The sequence below is a fragment of the Escherichia sp. MOD1-EC4550 genome (assembly GCF_963876935.1).
Classification (GTDB): Bacteria; Pseudomonadota; Gammaproteobacteria; order Enterobacterales; family Enterobacteriaceae; genus Escherichia; species Escherichia coli_F.
In genome coordinates, this window is sequence record NZ_CAWNSE010000023.1 from 310,378 (window position 1) to 334,264 (window position 23,887).

Here is a 23,887-nt window from a genome sequence, read left to right on the forward strand (position 1 = left end):
AATCCTTAGCAGGTCTGGAAAAGCAAACGGCGCTTCACATTATGAAACGCCGTTTTTTATTAACAACTCATTTCGACTTTATAGCGTTACGCCGCTTTTGAAGATCGCCAGTTCGCGGAAGTCGTTACGCTCGTTACAGGTTTGCTTACCGTTGGCAAACTCAACGATGGTATCGATGAATTCTTCCAGCAACTGCGGCATCGCTTTACCGTGGATCAGCTGACCCGCGTCAAAGTCGATCCAGTGTTTTTTCTTCGCCGCCAGTTCGCTGTTGGTGGCGATTTTCACCGTCGGTACAAAGCCGCCGTATGGCGTGCCGCGACCAGTACTGAACAGCACCATATGGCAGCCCGCACCCGCCAGGGCGCTGGTCGCTACGGCATCGTTACCCGGCGCACTTAACAAGTTCAGCCCCGGCGTATTCAGACGCTCGCCGTAACGCAGCACGTCAACCACGACACTGGAACCCGCTTTCTGGGTACAGCCAAGTGATTTGTCTTCCAGCGTGGTGATACCGCCCGCTTTGTTCCCCGGCGATGGGTTTTCATAGATCGGCTGGTCATGGGCAATAAAGTACTGTTTGAAGTCGTTGACCATAGTGACCAGTTTTTCAAACGTTGCTTCGTCGCGGCAATGGTCCATCAGCAACTGCTCTGCGCCGAACATCTCCGGCACTTCGGTCAGTACGGTAGTACCACCGTTAGCAATCACGTAGTCAGAGAAACGCCCCAGCATCGGGTTAGCAGTAATACCAGAAAGACCGTCAGAACCACCGCACTCCAGACCAAACTTCAGTTCGCTGAGTTTGCCTGGCTCGCGCTTGTCGTTGCGCATCACGTTATACAGCTGATGCAAATGCGCGATCCCGGCTTCGATCTCATCATCCTGCTGTTGGCAGATCATGAAATGAACGCGTTCAGGATCGATATCGCCCAACGTTTCACGGAATGCGGCAACCTGGTTGTTTTCACAGCCCAGACCAATCACCAGCACTGCGCCCGCGTTCGGGTGGCGCACCATGTTTTGCAGCATGGTGCGGGTATTGATGTGATCGTCGCCCAGCTGTGAGCAGCCGTAGGTGTGGCTGAAGAGGAACACGCCGTCAGTACCTTCGGCGTTGTTGGTCTCTTTCAGGAAACGATTTTGGATCTGCCGCGCGATGCCGTTGACACAGCCCACGGTTGGCAGGATCCACAGCTCATTACGCACCCCGACATCGCCGTTAGCGCGACGATAGATCTGCACTTCACGATCTGCCGCTTGCGCAGGCAGATCCTGAAAATCAGGTTGATAGCGATACTGATCCAGATCGCTCAGATTCGTGCGCGTATTGTGGGCGTGAACGTGTTCCCCCGCCGCAATATCCGCCAATGCATAACCAATCGGCAGGCCATATTTAATGACGTTGGCCCCTTTTGCGATATCCGTTAACGCAAATTTATGTCCACGAGCAACATCCTGGCGCAGCGTAACAATCTGGTTATCGACACTGACTTCTGTGCCTTCCGCCAAATCTGCTAAAGCAACCGCGACGTTATCCAGCGCATGGATCTTGATGTATTGCATATCAACCCCAGACCTTAGTTCAGTTCAATGGCGAAGTAGTCACGCGCATTGTTAAAGCAAATATTTTTCACCATCTCGCCCAGCAGGTTGATGTCCGCCGGTGCTTCGCCCGCTTCCACCCAGCGACCAATCATCTGGCACAGAATGCGGCGGAAGTATTCGTGACGGGTGTATGACAAGAAGCTACGGCTATCAGTCAGCATACCGACAAAGCGGCTCAGCAGACCGAGCTGCGCCAGTTGGGTCATCTGACGTTCCATACCGTCTTTCTGATCGTTAAACCACCAGCCGGAACCGAACTGCATTTTGCCCGGCATACCTTCGCCCTGGAAGTTACCGATCATGGTGCCCAGCACTTCGTTATCGCGTGGGTTCAGGCAGTACAGAATAGTTTTCGGCAGCAGGTTTTCTTCGTTCTGTTTGCTCAGCAGCTTAGACAGTTCTTCCGCCATCGGACGGTCGTTGATGGAGTCAAAACCTACATCCGGCCCCAGCAGTTTGAACTGACGCAGGTTGTTATTACGCAGTGCGCCGATGTGGTACTGCTGTACCCAGCCGCGACGTGCGTATTCGGCACCAAGGAACACCAGCACCGCAGTTTTGAACTGTGCCACTTCGTGCTCGCTCAGGGTTTCGCCTGCCAGACGGCGCGCCAGAATGCTGTCCAGTTCCGCTTCGTTCGCTTCAGCAAACATCACCACGTCCAGCGCGTGGTCAGACACTTTACAGCCGTGAGCGGCGAAGTGATCCAGACGTTTAGTCAGGGCAGTTTGCAGGTCAGCAAAGCGGCGAATGTCGGTATCGGAAACTTCGCCCAGCTTCGCCATGTAGTCGTTAAAGGTCGCCTGTTCGATGTTGAAGGCTTTGTCCGGACGCCAGCTCGGCAGCACTCTAATGGTGAAAGAGCCGTCTTTGGCGATCTCTGCGTGATGCTCCAGAGAATCGATCGGGTCATCGGTAGTGCCGACCATTTTCACGTTCATCTGCTGCATGATGCCGCGCGCAGAGAAATTATCCTGCGCCAGCAGTTCGTTACATTCGTTCCAGATTTCGTCAGCGGTAGACGGGGAAAGCAATTTGCCGGTAATACCAAATGGACGACGCAGTTCGAGGTGCGTCCAGTGGTATAACGGGTTGCCGATAGTGTGCGGAACGGTCGCCGCCCAGGCGTCAAATTTTTCACGGTCAGACGCATCACCGGTACACAGACGCTCAGCCACGCCATTAGTGCGCATAGCACGCCATTTGTAGTGATCACCTTTCAGCCAGATGTCATACAGGTTTTTAAAACGATAGTCTTCCGCAATCTGCTGCGGCGGCAAATGGCAATGGTAATCGAAAATCGGCTGGTCTTTTGCGTAGTCGTGATACAGACGGCGGGCAAATTCGGTATCTAACAGGAAATCTTCAGTCATAAACGGAGTCATTTTCGTCTTCCTCTCAACGAGTGAGCTAGCTTGCTTATGGTGCGATGCTGACAAAGTTATCACACCAATTTCCAGAGTCCGAAGATATTTTCGTGAGATAGATCAATAAACGTAGTTAAAAAAATTACTCTCAAAGTGGTAAATCTCGCTGCAAGCCGCGCCAGTACTGGCCTCGCTGTCATCAGGTAATGTCCCTACAAATATTCCCACATTTGTGATGGCTCTCACCTTTTAAAGTTGTATGACAAGTTATCTTTCTGCCGTCGCAAATCATAAGTCGACGGAATGCAAATTGCCGATTCATTCATTTGTTAGATGAATCGGGTTAACCGGTACGGAAGCCGAATTAGCACGAAACTTTCATGGCAACGTTCGGGGCGTGCCGGTTTTTTTTCGGTTACCCGGTCGTAACTAACATCTTCAGCCTCTGGCGGGATGATGGCCGCGCTTCCTGCGGATATAACAAAACGATGAGGTTTTACATGCGTAAAATTAAAGGGTTACGTTGGTATATGATCGCACTGGTGACGCTCGGCACCGTGCTTGGTTACCTGACGCGTAACACTGTGGCGGCAGCTGCGCCAACTCTGATGGAAGAGTTAAACATCTCCACCCAACAGTATTCCTATATCATCGCAGCCTATTCTGCTGCTTATACGGTCATGCAACCGGTAGCAGGTTATGTACTGGATGTGCTGGGTACGAAAATCGGTTACGCAATGTTTGCTGTACTGTGGGCTGTGTTCTGTGGCGCAACCGCGCTGGCAGGTAGCTGGGGTGGCCTGGCGGTTGCTCGTGGTGCGGTAGGTGCTGCAGAGGCGGCGATGATCCCGGCGGGTCTGAAAGCCAGTTCCGAATGGTTCCCGGCAAAAGAGCGTTCCATCGCGGTCGGCTACTTTAACGTAGGTTCTTCGATTGGTGCGATGATTGCGCCGCCGCTGGTGGTATGGGCAATCGTGATGCACAGCTGGCAGATGGCATTTATCATCTCCGGTGCGCTGAGCTTTATCTGGGCGATGGCATGGCTGATTTTCTACAAGCATCCGCGCGACCAGAAACATCTGACCGATGAAGAACGTGACTACATTATTAATGGTCAGGAAGCCCAGCACCAGGTTGACACAGCGAAGAAAATGTCCGTTGGTCAGATCCTGCGTAACCGTCAGTTCTGGGGTATCGCGCTACCGCGTTTCCTGGCTGAACCTGCCTGGGGTACTTTTAACGCGTGGATCCCGCTGTTCATGTTTAAAGTTTACGGCTTTAACCTGAAAGAGATCGCGATGTTCGCCTGGATGCCGATGCTGTTTGCTGACCTTGGTTGTATCCTCGGTGGTTACCTGCCGCCGCTGTTCCAGCGTTGGTTTGGCGTGAACCTGATCGTTTCCCGTAAGATGGTAGTAACGCTGGGTGCGGTGCTGATGATTGGCCCAGGGATGATCGGTCTGTTCACTAACCCGTATGTCGCGATTATGCTGCTGTGTATCGGTGGTTTTGCTCACCAGGCCCTGTCTGGCGCACTGATTACTCTCTCTTCTGACGTGTTCGGTCGTAACGAAGTGGCGACGGCGAACGGTTTAACCGGGATGTCCGCATGGCTGGCAAGTACGCTGTTTGCACTGGTAGTCGGTGCACTGGCTGACACCATCGGCTTCAGCCCGCTGTTCGCAGTTCTGGCAGTATTCGACCTGCTGGGTGCGCTGGTTATCTGGACTGTGTTGCAGAACAAACCGGCGATTGAGGTGGCGCAGGAATCACATAACGATCCCGCACCGCAACATTAAGGCTTAACGTAAGTTGTAATGACGAAGCCGCCAGTTCAGGCGGCTTCGTTGTTTGTAGAGAAAAAACCGTTTATCCGGGTTACAGGATTAATTGATAGTTGGCAAGGATGGGGTAAATATTACCGACAATTTACCCATGTAATATCCAGCCTGTTTTGCCGTCACATTAAATTTATCCACCACCAACGTCAGTGGTGTGGGGACACACATCACTGCGTAACGAATGCCGGGCAACACTACCGGACGTACTCGTTTAAGATTGATGTTGTTCCAGACGATACTTTCATTGTTGCGCACGTCGATTTGCCCGCCAGTCTCCGGGTTAGACATTTTGACGCGATAGTCGATACGTTCCGCTGCGTCAGTAGACGTGCCTCCCTGACGATATATGGAGAATTCACCATTGTTGCGCCCCGCCGCCGCGCGCCCCTCATCTTTTAGCAAGATTTCATAGCTGAGGCCATTACCGTTAAAACCGTCATACAGGCACATATCCAGCATGGTCAGGTCTTGTGCGTAATTGCTGCCATTGACGCTGCCCGTAGGATGTAAATCTAATTGCACACGCGGCGTGGCATGCGCAAACTCAGGAAAGAAGACGTCTATATGATTGGGGTCGAGGGTATTCAGGGTAATATCCGCAAAATAGTCCTGTGAAGGGCTATTCAAATGTAATTTCACTGACCCTTTCCAGACGCCACCGATCGGTAGCTTCTTCATTTCAGCCTGTTCAAGGTAAAGTGTGAGTTGTCTCCTGTCCGCGCCATATGTGCCCGTGTTATCTCTGCAATTCCACCCAGTATAATCAGTAAGAGGGAGTTGTTTGGCATACCCGGCACAATCTGAACCGACTCTTGATGTTCGTGCAGATATGTATCCTTTAAGTTTTACCGGCCAACGCATACCACTGCGCTGTTCTGTCATATAGATTTGCACTGTGGACATGTTAGAGCTGCTGGTACAGGTTTGCTGTAAATTAGAGAATGCACATAGATAAGACGCATACTTATTTTTTGCTGGTGGTTCTTCTCGATTCCAGAAGTAATAATTTGCTCTTCCTGATGCCAAATCATATGTCACTTCTGCAGTGACAACAGGCGCAGACTGGGCATACTGAGCGGAGAAAAACATCCCCCAAATACCTGCAATCAATCGCTTTCTCATGGTGCAACCTCCCTTTGCGCCGTTTGTACGTTTCCGCGTAATTTAGGCTGTTTTAACTGTGCCTGAACCTGAATGGACTCCGGTAATTGCGAATAACTCACGACGCTGCAAGTCACAACCCCGCTGTAGCGAATGCTGGCACGTTTCTTCACAACACTCAGTGGACACTTAAGGAAATGCTGCCCGGAAAGCAGATACAGATCTTTTTCACTACCGCTAATCTCAAGTGTAAATCCACCGTCTTCAGCCACCAGTAACATGGCGCTGTTCAGACCAACTAGCGGGAATTTCTCTACTGATGCGGGCAATAACAAGCGACCGATATAGTTGTAATTAAAGCTGGCAGACACTTCGCGATAGCGCAGCTTGCCAGGTAACAACATTAATTCACGATTTCCAGCACCGTTAATGATGTTGGTTGTCCCTTGCTGATCGCCCTGGCTGCTATCGTTAACTTCCACAAAACCCGACTGGAACCCGGCGTACGGAAACAATACGCTGTCATTTTGACCAAGTTGCAATGTTCTGCTGCCCGCCACTCGCGCTTCGAGTTGCAGCTCCTGACTCTGTTCATCCTGCTCAGAGAAACCTTTCACATCCACCAACACCGCCCCCAGCAGATCATCTGAGCCGCTGGCCCCCACATTAATGCCATAGCGACTCACCGCTAGTGTGGAACTATATGTACCGGTAAAGGCTGAGATATGATCATGATTCTGGCGATCATAACTGTCCGAAACAGTAGCGTAGACATTTCCATATTGACCATCCCAACGCCCATTAACCGCGCTGTTTATGGTATCGGTGTTCAGACCGCCGACGGTCACGCCAAGCTCTTTATGGCTGAATGAGTCGTTATAAAAGGTATGAGATAACTGCCATGACGTTTGATCGCCATCCTGATCGCTATAACGATAGTCAGTAGAAACATTGGTTAAATAGCTGTTGTTATTGCTATCCATCGTTGGCGTATCAGATAACGAAAACGATACGTACAAGCCGTTATCGTCGTTATCATCCCCATTGTCATTACGATGGAAAACACCAACAGTAGTACTCAAAATCCAGTCACGCATCACGAAAGCGCGAGAAGCACTGAGTTGTAAAGTTTCGGAAATACTTTGCGCCGTCGTCTGGCGAAGATAGTTATTTTCAAAGCTCTGCTGTTTGTCCCAACGCAGATTGTCATTCGTGTTATTTTGCGTACGGGTATAACCCAGCATCATGTTCCAACCTACAAGATTCTGTGAAATCGTCGCGGAGATGCTTTCATAACAGCTTAAGGCGTTGTAGCTTTCTGGGTTGTCGGTTGTACAAACATCACCATCAGAGTTGGTACGATAAAAGCCCAATGTCGGCCATCCCGATTGACTCCAGTTAGCCTGTTGCATATCACCTTTGCCACCATCATCGTTACGGAACACGCTGGCGTTGATGATTAGATTCCCTGCCACGCCTAAATCTGCTGCCCAGTTATTGCCTAACTCGAAGGCACTAACATCATCTGCATTCGCCAGCCCTGCATAGAGCTCATATTGCGGATGTAATGGCAGGCGCACACCCAGCTGATAAGCCGAACTTTCATCATCAGAAGCTTGAGATGTGGTTTTCCCCGCCTGTAAAAACCACTGGGCATTTCCGTCTGTCAGACCGCCGGTTTTGGTAAATGGCACGAGCTCAGTGCGGGTGAGTTGGTTATTTTCATAGACTTTTAACGCCACGCTGTAACTGCCTGGCGGAAAGGAATTGGTATCAATAAATTGCGAACCGCTATTGAGGTAAAACGACCCCAAAAGTTGTTCATTACGATAAGCATCAACACGTGAATTGCGCGAAAGCAAAACCATTACCGGGGTTCCCTGCTGGCTTTGCGTCTGGTTTAAATAACTGAGCGTCGACCCGATACGCATTCCGTCGATTGCACCGAGTGGCAGAAAGTTAAACGTAAAGTTACCACCTTGTGCATTAAATAATGTGCGGTTGTCCATCCGCCCCGCCTGCACATAATAACGACGTAAAAAATCGTAGCGATAATAGAGATCGCTGACATCAGCATTACTGTCACTGATATCATCACCATCATAACCGTTGAAATTCCAGTGGGCGCCAATATAACTATTTTCTGTTATTCCCTGCGCACCATTACCTTGAATTGACAACGATTGGTAATCGTCCTGTACCAGCACATTAATATCTTGCTGATGTATAAACGCGTTAACCGTATTTTTGTCAGGATTTAAATACAATGATTTCGTATCAAACGCAGAACTCCATTGCGGATTGAGAAAGAGCGTTGCTGAACTTTCCTCATCATTGAAGATTATTTCTACCGTCTCAGTATTAAGAAAACCACAGCCTGAATCAGTACGTACAAAGCCACAAGCCAGTTCACCATGGCGAGCTAACGGTTGCGATAGTTTTTCTTTCACTGTACGTGCGATTTTTTGATCGTCGGTGTTCAATTCCAGTTTACTGTATAAACTCGATGAGTCCAGAAATGTTATGGTATCAAGATTAACCATTGCATAGTATTTACCGAGACTTTTCCCTGCAAAATAAACCTCGATATACTCCTGCTGTCCTTGAGCAATAATCTCGAAACCAGCGGGGATTTTTGTTAATGTTGCCTTTGCCGGGCTGATACTCGCCAGGATCAAAAGAGCCAGTAGTTTTTTATCCATGGCAGTCCTGTAATCCATAATAAATACTAAAATAGTTAAAAGAAGGGAGGAATTTCCTCCCTTTATTACATGTTAATTCTGTTATTAGGATTAGATATCCTGGGACAGATAAATGCTGACTACGCCACTGTAAATACCTGTTTCCAGAACACCTTTGGTGGCTTGAGCAAACATCAGTGGTTTAGCCAGCGAACCGTTAGTTAACGCATCGGAAGCAAAGATTTTTGTTGCAGTAAAAGTGGTTGCCGCATCAGCTTTAATCTCTTCACCGCCCCAGGTTACAGTCAGCGGAACAACTTTAGTAGCGTCCAGGCTTTGAACCAGTTGTGCAGGAGAAACTAACTGCATTTTCACGTCTTTGGTCGTGTCATTTGACCAGATTTTGGTCATTAACTGGTAAGATTGCAGGCCCTGCCCCGGCAGATATTGCATTTCAACTGCTTTCGGCAGTGCGCTGTTATCTGTCTGAGTCATATCCAGAGCAGCATCAACGTTAGCAGTAACAGTGATATCTTTTTGTACTGCTAATGCAGAACCTGCAACGGAAAACATTGCCGCTACCAGAAGAGATTTTGCGAATACCTTTTTCATTACTATTCCTTTGTTTATTACAATGATAATTAGTGAACCGCCAGTTCAAACTCGCCATTATCCTTGGTGATCCAGTTATTATATTTGACAACGATTTTATCGTAGCCAGATATGCCTTCTAAACTTCTTTCCTGACCAGGGAAAATGTTTTTATTGACGGTCTGTATCTTGCAATTATTTTTACTATTATTTTTACAATAAGCGATCGTTAAAATTTTCAAGCGCTGATTCCCTGCATTTAATAATTTTTGGGCAGGGCTTACTTCTAACTTAGCAATAGGTTGCTGAGGTGGAACACTAACAACAATCCCCCAAATTAAATTAACTGTTAACTGCATAGAGAGATCTTTTTTATCCGTGGCAACGTCATCAATACTGGGAACCGCTTCAAATTTAACGCGATAGTTTTTCTCTTTTTGCTCTGGTTCCATCGCGACAAAGCGCACGGTTTTGCTACTACCGGCTGGTAAGGCGAATTTGGGTGGCATCACAACCAGATGATTTGCATCACCGGATTTAATCTCAACTTCATTTTCCTGAGGCGTCGATGGATTATCGATACGGAATACTGTCGCCTTAATATACTGAACTTCATTACTTTTAGATATAACGCGAACGTTGCCTTCACCCAGGCTATTAATGGAAACAGCCATAGGATAAACAGTCATATTTGACTGTGCAAAAAAAGGAGCGAACACGAATAAAAGCGGCGTAAGCCGTGATAAGAAGTTAATTTTCGCCACCATATAAATTTGATCTTACAATATTGTTTCCAAAAAGTTAGTGCATTAGAAATGTAGACCTATTGTAAGTCAATATAAAAAAGCATTTTTAGTGAAGATTAAATTTAAAAGTAAAGAATTAAGTTACTGAAACATAGTGATTTTCACAATGGCAACACTTAATTTTTAGGAATTTATAAATATTCACAATATTAATTTATTATATTAATTCAATCACCATAATTATATATGAACGATGGCATACCCTTGAATAAAGTGGTATGATAACTTCGTCCGCATTCCACTCCGGGAGACGCATATGGAAATCACTGAACCACGCCGTTTGTATCAACAACTTGCCGCTGATCTGAAAGAGCGCATCGAACAGGGCGTCTATCTGGTGGGTGATAAACTGCCTGCTGAACGCTTTATTGCCGATGAAAAGAACGTCAGTCGCACCGTGGTTCGTGAAGCCATCATCATGCTTGAAGTTGAAGGCTATGTAGAGGTGCGTAAAGGCTCGGGTATTCATGTGGTTTCCAACCAGCCGCGCCATCAGCAGTCTGCTGACACTAATATGGAATTCGCCAATTACGGTCCGTTTGAGCTGCTTCAGGCACGTCAGCTCATCGAAAGTAATATTGCCGAGTTCGCAGCGACCCAAGTAACCAAACAGGACATCATGAAACTGATGGCCATCCAGGAGCAGGCGCGCGGCGAACAATGCTTCCGTGATTCCGAATGGGATTTACAGTTCCATATTCAGGTTGCCCTGGCGACGCAGAACTCCGCCCTGGCAGCCATCGTTGAAAAAATGTGGACCCAACGTAGCCATAACCCATACTGGAAAAAACTGCACGAGCATATTGATGCCCGTACTGTCGATAACTGGTGCGATGACCACGATCAGATCCTCAAAGCGTTAATTCGTAAAGATCCCCATGCCGCGAAGCTGGCAATGTGGCAGCATCTGGAAAACACCAAGATCATGTTATTTAACGAAACCAGCGACGATTTCGAGTTCAATGCCGACCGCTATCTGTTCGCCGAAAATCCCGTTGTGCATCTTGATACGGCCACCAGCGGCAGCAAATGAAATCCCCATTCGGCAGGCGCAACGACGCGCCTGTTTGCCTCGTCGGTAAGCGAAAAGTATAAAGTGTCAGCCTGTGTAAATCCTCTCGCCACCCTCCCCTGCATTCAGCAAAATCAGACACCACGGACATGTAATTTTGATAACGAACAACGTTGACCTTTGTTACAATTAGATTCAATTTGAATTTATGCTTTTGAATGCTTTCTTATCTCACGATTTAACAGGGAATAGTTCAGGCTGTGTTGATGTATCAAACCCGCAGAACATACCAAAACAGCAATAACATTGCGGTAGTGCATCTTTTAAAACCAGCGTGGCGTTAACCGATTCACCAGGAATAATGAATGGAACTTTTGACCCAATTGCTGCAAGCCCTGTGGGCGCAGGATTTTGAAACCCTGGCCAATCCGTCGATGATTGGCATGCTCTATTTTGTTTTATTTGTAATTTTGTTCCTTGAAAACGGCTTGCTTCCGGCGGCCTTTTTACCGGGCGACAGTTTACTGGTGTTGGTCGGCGTATTGATTGCGAAAGGCGCGATGGGCTATCCGCAAACGATTCTGCTACTGACCGTTGCCGCCAGCCTCGGCTGCTGGGTCAGCTATATTCAGGGGCGATGGCTGGGCAATACCCGCACCGTACAAAACTGGCTATCTCATTTACCCGCGCATTATCATCAACGCGCACACCATCTTTTTCATAAACACGGTTTATCGGCGCTGTTAATTGGTCGCTTTATTGCGTTTGTCAGAACACTGCTGCCGACGATTGCCGGGTTATCAGGGCTGAATAACGCGCGCTTTCAGTTCTTCAACTGGATGAGCGGTCTGCTGTGGGTATTAATCCTGACAACTCTGGGTTACATGCTCGGCAAAACGCCGGTATTTTTAAAGTACGAGGACCAGCTGATGTCATGCCTGATGCTGCTCCCGGTGGTGCTGCTGGTGTTTGGCCTGGCAGGTTCTCTGGTCGTGTTATGGAAAAAGAAATATGGAAATCGGGGGTAAGGGATGCAAATACCTCGCATGTCGCTTCGCCAGCTAACCTGGTCCGGCGCTGTTTTACTTCTGGTCGGCACGCTGTTGCTGGCCTGGTCCGCGGTTCGCCAGCAAGAGTCTACGCTGGCGATTCGTGCAGTTCATCAAGGCACAACGATGCCAGACGGTTTTTCAATCTGGCATCACCTTGACGCTCACGGCATTCCTTTCAAAAGCATCACCCCTAAAAACGACACTCTGTTAATTACGTTTGACTCCAGCGACCAGAGTGCCGCAGCAAAAGCGGTTCTCGACAGAACATTGCCCCATGGCTACATCATTGCGCAGCAGGACAATAATAGTCAGGCTATGCAGTGGCTAACCCGATTGCGGGATAACTCTCATCGCTTCGGATAACTTCCTGTTATCCGAAACAGATCACTCACTTTGGTGATTTCACCGTAACTGTCTATGATTAATGAGGCGGTGGTTAACACTACCGCTTCGTTGTCTGGACAATCGTTCCTTTGTAATAGGTCCGAATCACAATGGAAGGTTCAAGAATGAAATACCGCATCGCTTTAGCTGTTTCTCTTTTTGCTCTTAGTACCGGTAGTTATGCCACTACCCTGTGTCAGGAAAAGGAGCAAAATATCCTTAAGGAGATCAGCTATGCCGAAAAACACCAAAACCAGAATCGTATTGACGGTCTGAATAAAGCCCTGAGTGAAGTCCGGGCCAACTGTTCAGATAGCCAGCTGCGTGCCGATCATCAGAAGAAAATCGCAAAGCAGAAAGATGAGGTGGCGGAACGCCAGCAAGATTTAGCCGAGGCGAAGCAAAAAGGCGATGCCGATAAGATTGCCAAACGCGAACGGAAACTGGCAGAAGCGCAGGAAGAGCTGAAAAAGCTGGAAGCGCGCGATTACTAACTCACAATAGTCACTACTTACTCACCTGGAGAAAACTATGTCGAAAGAACACACTACGGAACATCTGCGTGCTGAGTTGAAATCCCTTTCCGATACGCTGGAAGAGGTGCTTAGCTCATCTGGCGAGAAGTCGAAAGAAGAGTTGAGTAAGATTCGTAGCAAAGCGGAGCAGGCACTGAAACAGAGCCGTTATCGCCTGGGTGAAACCGGTGATGCCATTGCCAAACAAACCCGTGTCGCGGCGGCGCGTGCCGATGAGTATGTGCGTGAAAATCCATGGACGGGCGTGGGCATTGGCGCTGCAATCGGTGTAGTGCTCGGCGTTCTGCTGTCGCGTCGTTAATTATGGCGGACACTCATCACGCGCAAGGGCCCGGTAAAAGCGTTCTGGGCATCGGGCAGCGAATTGTTTCCATCATGGTTGAAATGGTGGAGACACGTCTGCGGCTGGCGGTGGTGGAGCTGGAAGAGGAAAAAGCCAATCTCTTTCAGCTTTTACTGATGCTGGGCCTGACGATGCTTTTCGCTGCATTTGGTCTTATGAGCCTGATGGTGCTGATTATCTGGGCGGTTGATCCGCAATATCGCCTGAATGCGATGATTGCCACCACCGTGGTGTTGCTGCTACTGGCACTCATTGGCGGTATCTGGACGTTACGTAAATCGCGTAAATCCACCTTACTGCGCCATACGCGCCATGAGCTGGCAAACGATCGGCAACTGCTCGAGGAGGAGTCCCGTGAGCAGTAAAGTCGAACGTGAACGACGTAAGGCGCAACTGCTTAGCCAGATCCAGCAACAACGGCTGGATCTTTCCGCCAGTCGTCGTGAATGGCTGGAGGCGACAGGCGCTTATGATCGTCGCTGGAATATGCTGCTGAGTCTGCGCTCCTGGGCGCTGGTTGGCAGTAGTGTGATGGCTATCTGGACGATTCGTCATCCCAATATGCTGGTCCGCTGGGCCAGACGCGGTTTTGGTGTATGGAGCGCCTGGCGTCTGGTGAAAACAACCCTCAAGCAACAACAGCTTCGCGGTTAACTTCCTTTCTGGCCGGAGACATTCCGGCCTTATTCCTCAAATTTTTTGAAAATATTTGACAGTTTTCCTTGCTAACAATCACGCTTCGCCACGTTTATGATTCTCTCCATCGAAAGCAACGACGCTAATACCGCGCCCTTGCACAAAAAAACAATCAGCAGCCTGAGCGGCGCAGTGGAGAGTAAGATGAAAAAATTAGAAGATGTTGGGGTACTGGTCGCACGCATTTTAATGCCGATTCTGTTTATTACGGCAGGTTGGGGAAAAATTACTGGCTACGCGGGTACGCAACAATATATGGAAGCGATGGGTGTCCCTGGCTTTATGTTGCCACTGGTGATTCTGCTTGAGTTTGGTGGTGGTCTGGCAATCCTGTTCGGTTTCCTGACACGTACCACTGCCCTGTTTACTGCGGGCTTTACGCTGCTGACGGCATTTTTATTTCACAGCAATTTTGCAGAAGGCATGAACTCGCTGATGTTTATGAAAAACCTGACTATTTCTGGCGGATTCCTGCTGCTGGCGATTACCGGTCCGGGCGCGTATAGCATCGACCGTCTGTTGAATAAAAAGTGGTAAGTACGCGCTATACTTAACGATAAAAAACGAGGGGGAACACTCCTCGTTTCAGATTGTTGACAAAGTGCGCGTTGTTCATGCCGGATTCGGCGTGAACGCCTTATCCGGCCTACAAAAACATGCAAATTCAATACATTGCAGAAACCTCGTAGGCCTGATAAGCATAGCGCATCAGGCAGTTTTGCGTTTGCCATCAGTCTCAAACGAGGAGAAACGCTCCTCGTTTTTGCTATTGGAGGAGAGAAAAATGGGTCAACTGATTGACGGCGTCTGGCATGACACCTGGTACGACACCAAATCCACCGGCGGTAAATTTCAACGTTCAGCTTCCGCATTTCGTAACTGGCTCACTGCCGATGGCGCGCCAGGCCCCACTGGCAAAGGCGGTTTTGCCGCAGAGAAAGATCGTTATCATCTCTATGTTTCACTCGCCTGCCCGTGGGCGCACCGCACGCTGATCATGCGTAAACTCAAAGGACTGGAACCGTTTATTTCCGTTTCCGTAGTGAACCCGTTAATGCTGGAAAACGGCTGGACCTTTGATGACAGTTTTCCGGGAGCAACCGGCGATACACTCTATCAACATGAGTTTCTGTATCAGCTTTATCTCCACGCCGATCCACACTACAGCGGACGTGTCACTGTTCCCGTACTCTGGGACAAGAAGAACCACACCATTGTCAGCAACGAATCAGCGGAAATCATCCGCATGTTCAATACCGCGTTTGATGCGCTGGGTGCGAAAGCTGGAGATTACTACCCTTCAGCCCTGCAAACGAAAATTGACGAACTTAATGGCTGGATTTACGACACCGTTAACAATGGCGTGTATAAAGCCGGTTTTGCCACCAGCCAGCAAGCCTACGACGAGGCGGTGGCGAAAGTGTTTGAATCGCTGGCGCGACTGGAACAGATTTTAGGTCAGCACCGTTACCTGACCGGCAACCAGCTAACCGAAGCCGATATTCGCCTGTGGACCACGCTGGTGCGTTTTGATCCAGTGTATGTGACCCACTTCAAGTGTGATAAGCACCGCATCAGCGATTACCTGAATCTGTATGGCTTCCTGCGCGATATCTACCAGATGCCGGGAATTGCCGAAACCGTCAATTTCGATCACATCCGTAATCATTACTTCCGCAGCCATAAGACCATCAACCCTACGGGGATTATTTCAATTGGTCCGTGGCAGGATCTCGATGAACCGCATGGACGAGATGTTCGCTTCGGTTAAAAAAAGGCACCTTACGAGGTGCCTCTGATAATTAGCTAAGTGCGTGTTGTTCATGTCGGATGCGGCGTAAACGCCTTATCAAACCTACAAAACATTTATATTCAATATGTTGCAATGACCGCGCAGGCCAGATAAGCGTAGCGCATCTGGCAATTTTGCGCTTGCCCTTATCCTTCACAGCGCCTTATTAATTCATCGAGATAATATTTACTGCCATTTCATTCACGTCTATTCTTAAATTGCTGCTTTAAAAACAAGTGATTGAGCAAAATTGAGGCAAAAATGGACTGGTATCTGAAAGTACTAAAAAATTATGTCGGTTTCCGGGGCCGTGCGCGGCGCAAAGAGTACTGGATGTTTATTCTGGTCAACATCATCTTTACGTTCGTGCTGGGGCTACTGGATAAAATGTTAGGCTGGCAACGTGCCGGTGGCGAAGGCATCCTGACGACAATCTACGGTATTCTGGTGTTTTTACCATGGTGGGCAGTTCAGTTCCGCCGCCTGCACGACACCGACCGCTCGGCGTGGTGGGCACTGTTGTTCTTAATCCCGTTTATCGGCTGGCTTATTATCATCGTCTTTAACTGTCAGGCGGGTACGCCAGGCGAAAACCGCTTTGGACCAGATCCGAAACTGGAACCTTAAAACAAATCTCCTCGCCGGATGTCTGACTCATCCGGCTTTTATCATCATGTTGATGAATAAATAATCTACTAATGTTTATTTAAATTATTTCAATGTCGTTATATAAATTACATATAAAAAACGGCCATGTATTTATCTTAAATATCAAAACCTTTATAACATCCGAAAAAGAAAGATACGAATAGCATTTACTCCATCCCCGGAATAGACTTTCGCAACTTTTAATTAAAGGGATGTTTTTATGCAGTGGTATTTAGCCGTATTAAAAAATTATGTTGGTTTCTCTGGTCGTGCACGTCGTAAAGAGTACTGGATGTTTACTCTGATTAACGCCATCGTCGGCACTATTATCAATGTCATTCAATTGATTTTAGGTTTAGAGTTTCCATTCCTTTCTCTCATTTACCTGGCAGCAACAATCATTCCGGTCATTGCTCTGTGCGTTCGTCGTCTGCACGATACTGACCGTTCAGGTGCGTGGGCGCTTCTCTATCTGGTACCGGTCATTGGCTGGTTAGTTCTGTTTGTATTTGCCTGTTTAGAAGGCAATTCTGGCAGCAATCGTTACGGAAACGATCCGAAGTTTGGTTCAAATTAATCTTAGAATTGGGGCGATATTTCGCCCCTTTTTATTAAAAATAACAAATATTATTTTCCGCTAAAAAGTTTGGGAATTTCCCGCAGACACCAGGATTTCGCTTCCCCCATACTGTCACGACGCCAGGCCATAATAATATCGATCTCGCTGGTCGATTCCGGGCTGACGACACGCAACCGTCCTTCCGCAATATCTTTTTCAACCATCGGATACGGCATCGTCGCCACGCCAAGCCCCGCCAGTAATGCCTGACGTTTATCTTCAATCGTGCTCACCGTTAAGCGCGGCTGTTTGTCCAGCAGCTGTACGGTCAATACCGGGCGCTCACGAGCGGTATCCGCCACCGCAATACCACGATATTTCACACGCGTCACTTCAGAGAGCGGTTCTGGCTCTTGATGAATCGGGTGATCTGGCGCGGCAACGTAGACGTTCATTAAGGTATAGAGCTTGCGCGAGTTAATCTCCGACGAGGAACGAAAATGCATATCCGGCGCGATAACAATATCCGCGCGCCCCTGCTCCAGCCGTTCCCACGCCCCCGCCAGCACTTCGGTGATGATTGCCAGTTGGGTATTGGCTTTTGCCGCCAGTTTGTCGATTAACGGGAAAAAGGCGGGTGTCGGTACCAGCGCCTCAGTCACAATGGTGAGATGCGTTTCCCAACCGCGCGCGAGGGCTTCCGCATCGGTAGTCAGTTTATCTGCGGCTTCCAGCAAAACGCGCCCTCGCTCCAGCAACATTCGCCCGACATTGGTGAATTTGGTGCGATGGCCCGAGCGGTCAAACAACACCACATCCAGCTCTTCTTCTAGTTTTTGCATGGTGTAGCTAAGTGCGGAAGGCACGCGTCCCAGCTCATCCGCCGCCGCCGCAAAACTGCCCCGGCGATCGATCGCATCCATAACCCGTAGTGCTTCCAGCGTTAATGCCCTTTCTTTGGCCATTTCGTTCTCATTCAGGAAATTTGAACATACCGGGCAGAATATCTGGCTAACAATGTAGCGTCCAGCCCCTTACCATAAAAGGAAGTAAAGAGAGGTCAAGAATTATGATTACTACCCGAACTGCCAGGCAGTGTGGACAAGCAGACTACGGATGGTTGCAGGCCCGGTATACTTTTTCCTTTGGACACTACTTCGACCCGAAATTGTTAGGTTATGCCTCCCTGCGTGTGCTTAACCAGGAAGTTCTGGCCCCAGGTGCCGCCTTCCAGCCGCGTACCTATCCTAAAGTCGATATTTTAAATGTGATTCTGGATGGAGAAGCTGAGTATCGTGACAGCGAAGGCAATCATATTCAGGCCTACGCAGGTGAAGCGTTGCTGCTTTCTACCCAGCCGGGTGTCAGCTATAGCGAACACAATCTCAGCAAAGACAAACCGTTAACGCGAATGCAGCTTTGGCTGGATGCCTGCCCGCAGCGAGAGAATCCGCTGATTCAAAAGCTGGCGCTTAATATGGACAAGCAGCAATTAATCGCCTCGCCAGAGGGGGCGATGGGAAGCCTGCAGTTGCGCCAGCAAGTGTGGCTGCATCATATCGTGCTAAACAAAGGCGAAAGTGCGAATTTCCAGTTGCATGGGCCACGCGCGTATTTGCAATCGATTCACGGGAAATTTCATGCACTTACGCATCATGAAGAGAAAGCGGCGCTGACCTGCGGTGATGGGGCGTTTATTCGTGACGAGGCTAACATTACGCTGGTTGCCGATTCCCCACTGCGCGCTTTGCTGATAGATTTGCCTGTCTAGTTGTTTTTACAGGGAGATGATGATGAGTAAAAAATCGGCCAAAAAGCGTCAGCCAGTGAAGCCCGTGGTGGCGAAAGAACCTGCTCGCACCGCCAATAATTTTGGCTATGAAGAGATGTTGAGCGAACTGGAAGCCATCGTCGCGGATGCTGAAACGCGTTTAGCCGAGGATGAAGCTACCGCGTAAAGACAGGTTGCCGGATGCGGCGTAAACGCCTTATCCGGCCTACAAAACCAGCAACATCAACAAATTGCACAACTCGTAGGCCAAATAAGATGCACCAGCATCGCATCCGACACGATACCCAAAACCAGGTGTTTATCTGGCCTTGCTCGCCATAATCTCGATAATCTGCCGATCCGTTTGCTGCATCGAATGGCTTGCTAACGCACACAGGTTGGCAATCGACTGCTCAACATCATGCGCCACAATCCCTTCATTGCCGGTCACAGCGGTATCATCCAGCGCCATTAACACCGCTTTCCACGCAGCCGAAGCACTGGTCGAAACCTTCATCGCGCAGCTGTTCGACGCACCATCGCAAATCATGCCGCTGACATCGCCGATCATACTGCTGATCGCCATCGAGATGGTTTCATAACGCCCATCCACCAGCCATGCCATCCCGGCGGCAGCCCCCATTGCTGCTGTCGTTGCGGCACACAACGCAGACAAACGCGGTAACTGGTTATGGATGTAAATCGCGCTCAAATGCGAAAGCATCAGCGCACGCGCCAGTCGCTCATCATCTGCCCCGAAGTGTTCTGCGACCACCACCACAGGCATTGTTGCGGTGATCCCCTGATTGCCAGAACCGGAGTTACTCATTGCCGGAAGCGTAGCACCGCCCATACGCGCATCGGATGCCGCGCTGGTACGAATCACAATGGATGAAGAGAGATCTTTCGCCAGCAAACCGCGTTCACACTGTTTTTCCAGCGTCGCGCCAATATGTAGCCCCCAGTTACCACTCAAACCTTCCTGCGATAACGCGCAATTTAACTTCGCGGAATCGAGAATAAAGCGGATCGCCGAAAACGGCACTTCATTGACGAACTTCAGAATCTCGGCCAGCGTCGTTCTGGAGAGCACTGCCAGCGGCGACTCTTGCTCACCTTCTGTAACACTTGCCTGCTGGGTAAAAACCACGCCATTGTGCGTTTCAATATGCACAATGTTGGTATGCCCGCCAACGATGGTGACACACGCCCACTTCTCACCGCTCCAGACTTTGGCGCGTGAGAAGAGGATTTCATCGCAAGGTTCCTGGATTTTAACCGAGACTTTCCCCGCCGCCAGCAACGCTTTGGCATCGGCAATTGCCTGCGCCGTTGCGTCTTTCAGCACCTCCAGCCCGGCATTGGCATTCCCACCTAACGCGCCCAGCGCCGCCGCAATCGGCAGCCCCACCATTCCCGTGCCGGGAACGGTGACGCCCAGACCGTTCTTCATCAGATTTGGCGAAACCCAGGCTTCTACACGTTCAACCGGACCTTCCAGTTTTGCCGCAGCAACCGCCGCCGCCAGCGCCAGTGAAATCGGTTCAGTACATCCCAGCGCCGGTTTTACTTCCTCCTGAACGGCGAGGATGTAACGCTGCCATAACGGATTTAAAGTCGAATCAAACATATTAAAAACCTTAAAATTTCAGGTAAATCAAGAAAATGCCAGGAACGGAGAAACACAAAGCAACAAACCAGTGACGATAATCAGGTACAGAGACATCCCTTTGTATTTGTGCAATGCCGGTACTTTGTAAACCAGCCACGCCGGGATCAGGCACCCTACCATGCCGAAAATCGGGCTACAGATAGAGGTGAAGCTCAACACCGGTGCGTTCAGTACGATGGCGCTCCAGGCCAGCAAAATGGCGAAAATCATGATGCCGCGCTGAACGAGATTTTCGTTAATCTTCTCGGCAGGCATCTTGCGACGCAGGATGTTCATTACGATCCCTTGCGTTGCTTCGCGAAAACCTAAATAGACACCAAAGAATGCAGTCATTACGGCAAAAATATTAAGAATGACGCTGACCACTTTCACCCACGCTGCGCCGTCACCGCTAATAAACTGTGCGGCAATTGCCAGCGCAGAAATATTCTGCTCGTAGGCTTTTACCGCTTCGTCATGTCCCATCGCCAGCGTGAACGACACGGCGTAGAAAAAGACGGTGACAAACAAAATGCCAAACGCGATATTCATTGCCCGCAATGCTTTATGCCGCGCCACTTCAATGGATTTTTCCCGTGAGCGATAAGAGATCACCATCGGGCTTAACGTCTGGATAAACAGAATCGACGTCAGGGTAAACGGCAGCGTAATAATGGCGTTTTTCACCAGCAGCCCCAGCGGCGGCAGCGAACCGACGTTGTACAGATGCCACATTCCGACCATCGACACGCCCAGCGCCGCGACCACCAGCAGCTTGGTCAGCACCATCCCCGTCGAAATTTTGAATAACAATTTCTCGCCGCGTGAGGAGATCGCCACCAGAATGCAAATCAGTACCAGACCATAAAAGGGACTGTCTGACAGCAACCCTTCCGTCACGCCGAAGGTATGCAGGTAGGAAGCACTATCGTTGGTGATGGCAGTGGAATAGACGAACATCCAGATCACCAGCATCACGAAATAGAGCGCACCTAACAGGATGCCCCAGTTTTTACCTAAATAACCGCTGATGACGCTGGGGTAATCTTTACACTCTGGTGATTCTGCCAGCGTATTAATAAATAACCGCTGAAACAGATACATTGCCGGGTAACCAATCACCGATGAGAGCAAAAATACCCACAATCCCATCAAACCGACCTGCACCGGGAGAAAAACAATCCCTGCGCCAATCGCCATCCCGATACTCATAATCACCCAGCCGGTGTCAGTACTGTCGAATTTGATCGCTTCTCGCCACTCGCTCTCACTCATTCCAGCACGACCTGCCGGGGTCGAAGCGTCTGCAATGACGCCTTTATTCGATGCAATTTCCATAATTTCTCGCTCAATATTTTGTAGGGCTTATTATTTTTTTCCGAGCCGCATCAAGGCGATATGCGGTCTACATTTTTGCAGGCGAGTTATTAGAATAAAGAAATGATACGCGCGAGGTCAGAGAAAATCTTCACAATCAAGACTTTGAAATAACGGAGATGGATAAGAATTTTCTACTAAATTAACCGCAAGAGAATATTCATTCTCTATTTGCGGCAGATCACAAAAAAAAGGTGCACATTTGTGCACCCAAGGATGAAAGCTGACAGCAATGTCAACCGCAGACCACTTTAATGGCCAGTCCTCCGCGTGATGTTTCGCGGTATTTATCGTTCATATCTTTGCCGGTTTCATACATCGTCTCGATCACTTTATCGAGTGAAACACGCGGTGCCGAGGTGCGGCGCATCGCCATCCGCGCAGCGTTTACTGCTTTCACGGCATTAATGGCATTACGTTCAATGCACGGGATTTGTACCTGTCCGGCAACCGGATCGCAGGTCAGCCCAAGGTTATGCTCCATCGCAATTTCCGCCGCATTGCATACCTGCGCCGGACTGCCGCCCAGTAGTTCAGTTAACCCTGCCGCCGCCATTGAACAGGCCACGCCAATTTCCCCCTGACAGCCGACTTCCGCGCCAGAGATGGAAGCGTTCATTTTATACAGCGCACCAATAGCCCCCGCTGCCAGTAGATAGCGGGCAATCGACCGCTCATTTACTGGGCGACGGAACTTATCATAATAAGCCAGCACAGCCGGAATAATGCCGCACGCCCCATTGGTCGGCGCTGTTACTACGCGCCCACCGGCTGCGTTTTCTTCACTCACTGCCAGCGCGTACATGTTGATCCAGTCGATGACGTTCATCGGATCGTTAGAGATGTTATCGCTGGAAACCAGCTGGCGACGCAACGCAACGGCACGACGAGGCACATTAAGCGGTCCTGGCAGCACGCCTTCGGTATTCATCCCGCGTTCAATGCCGTCGTGCATCACTTGCCAGATACGGGCAAACCCGGCATCAATTTCCGCTTTGCTGCGCAGCGCCAGCTCGTTGTGCATCATTAGGCCAGAAATAGACAGGCCGTTGTAATCACACATTTTCAGCAGTTCACCTGCTGAGTGAAAATCGTAAGGTACGAGGGTTTCGACATCGTGCGACAGACCGAAGTGTTCTTCTTCAACGATAAATCCGCCACCGACTGAGTAGTAAGTTTTGCTTAATAGCTCTTTCTGCCCATTCCAGGCAGTAATCCGCATCCCGTTCTCATGACGAGGCAACATTTCAGGATGGAAAACAATGTTCTTTGCTACAGGAAAATCAACAACATGTGCCCCAGAAGCCACCGGCAACCGCCCGCTGCGCGTCACTAACTCAATAAATGCAGGGATCTCATCAATAACAACATCCTGCGGACTGTTTCCTGCTAGTCCCATGATGATGGCGACATCCGTGGCATGGCCTTTGCCCGTCAGTGACAACGACCCGTACAGATCGACCACAATATGGCTCGTCGCGGTTAATAAGCCGCTACTTTCCAGCCGATCAATAAAACTTTTTCCGGCATTCATTGGCCCCACGGTATGCGAACTGGAGGGACCAATCCCAATTTTGAAAATATCGAATGCACTAATCATATCCACACCCTCGGATTGCCGTTCAGTGAAGTGGAGCGGAACGACCTTACGACCGCCCCGCTCACGAGGCTTTACGCACTACGTACTGCGATGGCTTCAATTTCCAGCTTCACATCTTTCGGCAAACGCGCGACCTGCACACAGCTCCGGGTCGGATAGGTCGCCTGATGCTCATCGAAGAACTGCTTATAGACTTCGTTGATGGTGGCAAAATCATTCAGATCGGTGATAAACACGGTCATCTTGATGATATCGCCCACGCTCAGCCCGGCAGCAACCACGATCGCTTTGACGTTTTCGAGGCTTAAACGCGCCTGATCTTGCACATCAGCCGGGATCTCACCGGTCTGTGGGCAAACCGGTATTTGCCCGGAGGTGAAGACCATGCTGCCTAAATCAACGCCCTGAACATAAGGGCCGATTGCGCCTGGGGCACGTTGCGTTTCGATAATCTTTTTCATACATCCTCCG

26 protein-coding genes are annotated in these 23,887 nt (G+C 49.4%); 15 read left to right on the forward strand and 11 right to left on the reverse strand.

The window, feature by feature from the left end; translation table 11 throughout:
* Positions 1-78: 78 nt before the first annotated feature.
* Positions 79-1,566, reverse strand: a complete 1,488-nt coding sequence (uxaA, locus tag AACU19_RS17615) for an altronate dehydratase (RefSeq protein WP_105278359.1) — start codon at positions 1,564-1,566, stop codon at positions 79-81.
* A 14-nt stretch (positions 1,567-1,580) separates the two neighbouring features.
* Positions 1,581-2,993: a glucuronate isomerase gene (gene uxaC / locus AACU19_RS17620; protein WP_000187451.1), complete on the reverse strand. Its 1,413-nt coding sequence runs from the start codon at positions 2,991-2,993 to the stop codon at positions 1,581-1,583.
* 482 nt (positions 2,994-3,475) lie between these two features.
* On the opposite strand from uxaC, the gene exuT reads away from it, so the two are divergent.
* Complete coding sequence (exuT, locus tag AACU19_RS17625) at positions 3,476-4,774, forward strand: hexuronate transporter ExuT (protein WP_001298326.1); 1,299 nt, start codon at positions 3,476-3,478, stop codon at positions 4,772-4,774.
* An 87-nt stretch (positions 4,775-4,861) separates the two neighbouring features.
* Here exuT and AACU19_RS17630 read toward each other — a convergent pair whose 3' ends face one another.
* The 4 genes from AACU19_RS17630 to AACU19_RS17645 form a co-directional block, all read right to left on the reverse strand.
* Positions 4,862-5,938: a CfaE/CblD family pilus tip adhesin gene (locus AACU19_RS17630; protein WP_105278360.1), complete on the reverse strand. Its 1,077-nt coding sequence runs from the start codon at positions 5,936-5,938 to the stop codon at positions 4,862-4,864.
* Positions 5,935-8,619: a TcfC E-set like domain-containing protein gene (locus tag AACU19_RS17635; RefSeq protein WP_105278361.1), complete on the reverse strand. Its 2,685-nt coding sequence runs from the start codon at positions 8,617-8,619 to the stop codon at positions 5,935-5,937. The genes AACU19_RS17630 and AACU19_RS17635 overlap by 4 nt, the downstream gene beginning before the upstream one ends.
* 90 nt (positions 8,620-8,709) lie before the next feature.
* Positions 8,710-9,210, reverse strand: a complete 501-nt coding sequence (locus AACU19_RS17640; RefSeq protein ID WP_032185169.1) for a CS1 type fimbrial major subunit — start codon at positions 9,208-9,210, stop codon at positions 8,710-8,712.
* 29 nt (positions 9,211-9,239) lie between these two features.
* Positions 9,240-9,956 (reverse strand): fimbria/pilus periplasmic chaperone, encoded by a 717-nt coding sequence (locus AACU19_RS17645; RefSeq protein ID WP_148787588.1) that lies wholly within the window; start codon positions 9,954-9,956, stop codon positions 9,240-9,242.
* A 295-nt stretch (positions 9,957-10,251) separates the two neighbouring features.
* On the opposite strand from AACU19_RS17645, the gene exuR reads away from it, so the two are divergent.
* The 12 genes from exuR to AACU19_RS17705 all read left to right on the forward strand — a co-directional run bounded on the left by exuR (position 10,252) and on the right by AACU19_RS17705 (position 17,035).
* Positions 10,252-11,028 carry a transcriptional regulator ExuR gene (gene exuR, locus AACU19_RS17650; protein WP_000406496.1) on the forward strand — a complete coding sequence of 259 codons (777 nt, stop codon included), beginning with the start codon at positions 10,252-10,254 and terminating at the stop codon, positions 11,026-11,028.
* Between the two features lie 239 nt (positions 11,029-11,267).
* Positions 11,268-11,351, forward strand: a complete 84-nt coding sequence (yqiM, locus tag AACU19_RS17655) for a protein YqiM (protein WP_211180508.1) — start codon at positions 11,268-11,270, stop codon at positions 11,349-11,351.
* Between the two features lie 21 nt (positions 11,352-11,372).
* Complete coding sequence (yqjA, locus tag AACU19_RS17660) at positions 11,373-12,035, forward strand: DedA family general envelope maintenance protein YqjA (RefSeq protein ID WP_000422149.1); 663 nt, start codon at positions 11,373-11,375, stop codon at positions 12,033-12,035.
* A gap of 3 nt (positions 12,036-12,038) precedes the next feature.
* On the forward strand, positions 12,039-12,422 hold the full coding sequence (mzrA, locus tag AACU19_RS17665; RefSeq protein WP_001166773.1) for an EnvZ/OmpR regulon moderator MzrA: 384 nt from the start codon (positions 12,039-12,041) through the stop codon (positions 12,420-12,422).
* 146 nt (positions 12,423-12,568) lie between these two features.
* The gene (yqjC, locus tag AACU19_RS17670; protein WP_001352920.1) at positions 12,569-12,937 is read left to right on the forward strand and encodes a DUF1090 family protein YqjC; all 369 of its coding nucleotides are present in this window, start codon (positions 12,569-12,571) and stop codon (positions 12,935-12,937) included.
* A gap of 37 nt (positions 12,938-12,974) precedes the next feature.
* Positions 12,975-13,280 (forward strand): DUF883 family protein, encoded by a 306-nt coding sequence (locus AACU19_RS17675; RefSeq protein WP_000031415.1) that lies wholly within the window; start codon positions 12,975-12,977, stop codon positions 13,278-13,280.
* Between the two features lie 2 nt (positions 13,281-13,282).
* The gene (locus tag AACU19_RS17680) at positions 13,283-13,687 is read left to right on the forward strand and encodes a phage holin family protein (RefSeq protein WP_000785722.1); all 405 of its coding nucleotides are present in this window, start codon (positions 13,283-13,285) and stop codon (positions 13,685-13,687) included.
* Positions 13,677-13,976, forward strand: a complete 300-nt coding sequence (locus AACU19_RS17685; protein ID WP_000096086.1) for a YqjK-like family protein — start codon at positions 13,677-13,679, stop codon at positions 13,974-13,976. Before AACU19_RS17680 ends, AACU19_RS17685 begins: the two co-directional genes overlap by 11 nt.
* Positions 13,977-14,162: 186 nt before the next feature.
* Positions 14,163-14,555 carry a DoxX family protein gene (locus AACU19_RS17690; RefSeq protein WP_000732238.1) on the forward strand — a complete coding sequence of 131 codons (393 nt, stop codon included), beginning with the start codon at positions 14,163-14,165 and terminating at the stop codon, positions 14,553-14,555.
* Between the two features lie 247 nt (positions 14,556-14,802).
* Positions 14,803-15,789 carry a glutathionyl-hydroquinone reductase YqjG gene (yqjG, locus tag AACU19_RS17695; RefSeq protein ID WP_032303822.1) on the forward strand — a complete coding sequence of 329 codons (987 nt, stop codon included), beginning with the start codon at positions 14,803-14,805 and terminating at the stop codon, positions 15,787-15,789.
* A gap of 282 nt (positions 15,790-16,071) precedes the next feature.
* Positions 16,072-16,437 (forward strand): DUF805 domain-containing protein, encoded by a 366-nt coding sequence (locus AACU19_RS17700; protein WP_000384145.1) that lies wholly within the window; start codon positions 16,072-16,074, stop codon positions 16,435-16,437.
* 241 nt (positions 16,438-16,678) lie between these two features.
* Positions 16,679-17,035, forward strand: a complete 357-nt coding sequence (locus tag AACU19_RS17705) for a DUF805 domain-containing protein (RefSeq protein ID WP_001198788.1) — start codon at positions 16,679-16,681, stop codon at positions 17,033-17,035.
* A 50-nt stretch (positions 17,036-17,085) separates the two neighbouring features.
* Here the strand turns inward: AACU19_RS17705 and yhaJ are convergent, their stop codons facing one another.
* Entirely contained in the window at positions 17,086-17,982 is an 897-nt protein-coding gene (gene yhaJ / locus AACU19_RS17710) for a DNA-binding transcriptional regulator YhaJ (protein ID WP_001041010.1), read from the reverse strand.
* A gap of 104 nt (positions 17,983-18,086) precedes the next feature.
* On the opposite strand from yhaJ, the gene AACU19_RS17715 reads away from it, so the two are divergent.
* Together AACU19_RS17715 and yhaL are read left to right on the forward strand one after the other, a co-directional pair.
* Positions 18,087-18,788 carry a pirin family protein gene (locus AACU19_RS17715; protein ID WP_105278362.1) on the forward strand — a complete coding sequence of 234 codons (702 nt, stop codon included), beginning with the start codon at positions 18,087-18,089 and terminating at the stop codon, positions 18,786-18,788.
* 22 nt (positions 18,789-18,810) lie between these two features.
* Positions 18,811-18,975: a protein YhaL gene (gene yhaL, locus AACU19_RS17720; protein ID WP_001306007.1), complete on the forward strand. Its 165-nt coding sequence runs from the start codon at positions 18,811-18,813 to the stop codon at positions 18,973-18,975.
* 132 nt (positions 18,976-19,107) lie between these two features.
* On the opposite strand, the gene cyuA is transcribed toward yhaL, so the two are convergent.
* The 4 genes from cyuA to AACU19_RS17740 form a co-directional block, all read right to left on the reverse strand.
* Complete coding sequence (gene cyuA / locus AACU19_RS17725; protein ID WP_039021354.1) at positions 19,108-20,418, reverse strand: cysteine desulfidase; 1,311 nt, start codon at positions 20,416-20,418, stop codon at positions 19,108-19,110.
* A 27-nt stretch (positions 20,419-20,445) separates the two neighbouring features.
* A complete protein-coding gene (locus tag AACU19_RS17730; protein ID WP_000401598.1) occupies positions 20,446-21,777 on the reverse strand; it encodes an amino acid permease in 1,332 nt (443 codons plus the stop codon).
* 274 nt (positions 21,778-22,051) lie between these two features.
* The gene (tdcG, locus tag AACU19_RS17735; RefSeq protein WP_105278363.1) at positions 22,052-23,416 is read right to left on the reverse strand and encodes an L-serine ammonia-lyase; all 1,365 of its coding nucleotides are present in this window, start codon (positions 23,414-23,416) and stop codon (positions 22,052-22,054) included.
* A gap of 71 nt (positions 23,417-23,487) precedes the next feature.
* Positions 23,488-23,877 (reverse strand): enamine/imine deaminase, encoded by a 390-nt coding sequence (locus AACU19_RS17740; protein WP_000719990.1) that lies wholly within the window; start codon positions 23,875-23,877, stop codon positions 23,488-23,490.
* Between the last annotated feature and the right edge of the window lie 10 nt (positions 23,878-23,887).

Coding starts and splice junctions, on each gene's coding strand:
- uxaA (WP_105278359.1), bottom strand. CDS start 1,566: ATGCAATACATCAAGATCCATGCGCTGGATAACGTCGCGGTTGCTTTA.
- uxaC (WP_000187451.1), bottom strand. CDS start 2,993: ATGACTCCGTTTATGACTGAAGATTTCCTGTTAGATACCGAATTTGCC.
- exuT (WP_001298326.1), top strand. CDS start 3,476: ATGCGTAAAATTAAAGGGTTACGTTGGTATATGATCGCACTGGTGACG.
- AACU19_RS17630 (WP_105278360.1), bottom strand. CDS start 5,938: ATGAGAAAGCGATTGATTGCAGGTATTTGGGGGATGTTTTTCTCCGCT.
- AACU19_RS17635 (WP_105278361.1), bottom strand. CDS start 8,619: ATGGATAAAAAACTACTGGCTCTTTTGATCCTGGCGAGTATCAGCCCG.
- AACU19_RS17640 (WP_032185169.1), bottom strand. CDS start 9,210: ATGAAAAAGGTATTCGCAAAATCTCTTCTGGTAGCGGCAATGTTTTCC.
- AACU19_RS17645 (WP_148787588.1), bottom strand. CDS start 9,956: ATGGTGGCGAAAATTAACTTCTTATCACGGCTTACGCCGCTTTTATTC.
- exuR (WP_000406496.1), top strand. CDS start 10,252: ATGGAAATCACTGAACCACGCCGTTTGTATCAACAACTTGCCGCTGAT.
- yqjA (WP_000422149.1), top strand. CDS start 11,373: ATGGAACTTTTGACCCAATTGCTGCAAGCCCTGTGGGCGCAGGATTTT.
- mzrA (WP_001166773.1), top strand. CDS start 12,039: ATGCAAATACCTCGCATGTCGCTTCGCCAGCTAACCTGGTCCGGCGCT.
- yqjC (WP_001352920.1), top strand. CDS start 12,569: ATGAAATACCGCATCGCTTTAGCTGTTTCTCTTTTTGCTCTTAGTACC.
- AACU19_RS17675 (WP_000031415.1), top strand. CDS start 12,975: ATGTCGAAAGAACACACTACGGAACATCTGCGTGCTGAGTTGAAATCC.
- AACU19_RS17680 (WP_000785722.1), top strand. CDS start 13,283: ATGGCGGACACTCATCACGCGCAAGGGCCCGGTAAAAGCGTTCTGGGC.
- AACU19_RS17690 (WP_000732238.1), top strand. CDS start 14,163: ATGAAAAAATTAGAAGATGTTGGGGTACTGGTCGCACGCATTTTAATG.
- yqjG (WP_032303822.1), top strand. CDS start 14,803: ATGGGTCAACTGATTGACGGCGTCTGGCATGACACCTGGTACGACACC.
- AACU19_RS17700 (WP_000384145.1), top strand. CDS start 16,072: ATGGACTGGTATCTGAAAGTACTAAAAAATTATGTCGGTTTCCGGGGC.
- AACU19_RS17705 (WP_001198788.1), top strand. CDS start 16,679: ATGCAGTGGTATTTAGCCGTATTAAAAAATTATGTTGGTTTCTCTGGT.
- yhaJ (WP_001041010.1), bottom strand. CDS start 17,982: ATGGCCAAAGAAAGGGCATTAACGCTGGAAGCACTACGGGTTATGGAT.
- AACU19_RS17715 (WP_105278362.1), top strand. CDS start 18,087: ATGATTACTACCCGAACTGCCAGGCAGTGTGGACAAGCAGACTACGGA.
- yhaL (WP_001306007.1), top strand. CDS start 18,811: ATGAGTAAAAAATCGGCCAAAAAGCGTCAGCCAGTGAAGCCCGTGGTG.
- cyuA (WP_039021354.1), bottom strand. CDS start 20,418: ATGTTTGATTCGACTTTAAATCCGTTATGGCAGCGTTACATCCTCGCC.
- AACU19_RS17730 (WP_000401598.1), bottom strand. CDS start 21,777: ATGGAAATTGCATCGAATAAAGGCGTCATTGCAGACGCTTCGACCCCG.
- tdcG (WP_105278363.1), bottom strand. CDS start 23,416: ATGATTAGTGCATTCGATATTTTCAAAATTGGGATTGGTCCCTCCAGT.
- AACU19_RS17740 (WP_000719990.1), bottom strand. CDS start 23,877: ATGAAAAAGATTATCGAAACGCAACGTGCCCCAGGCGCAATCGGCCCT.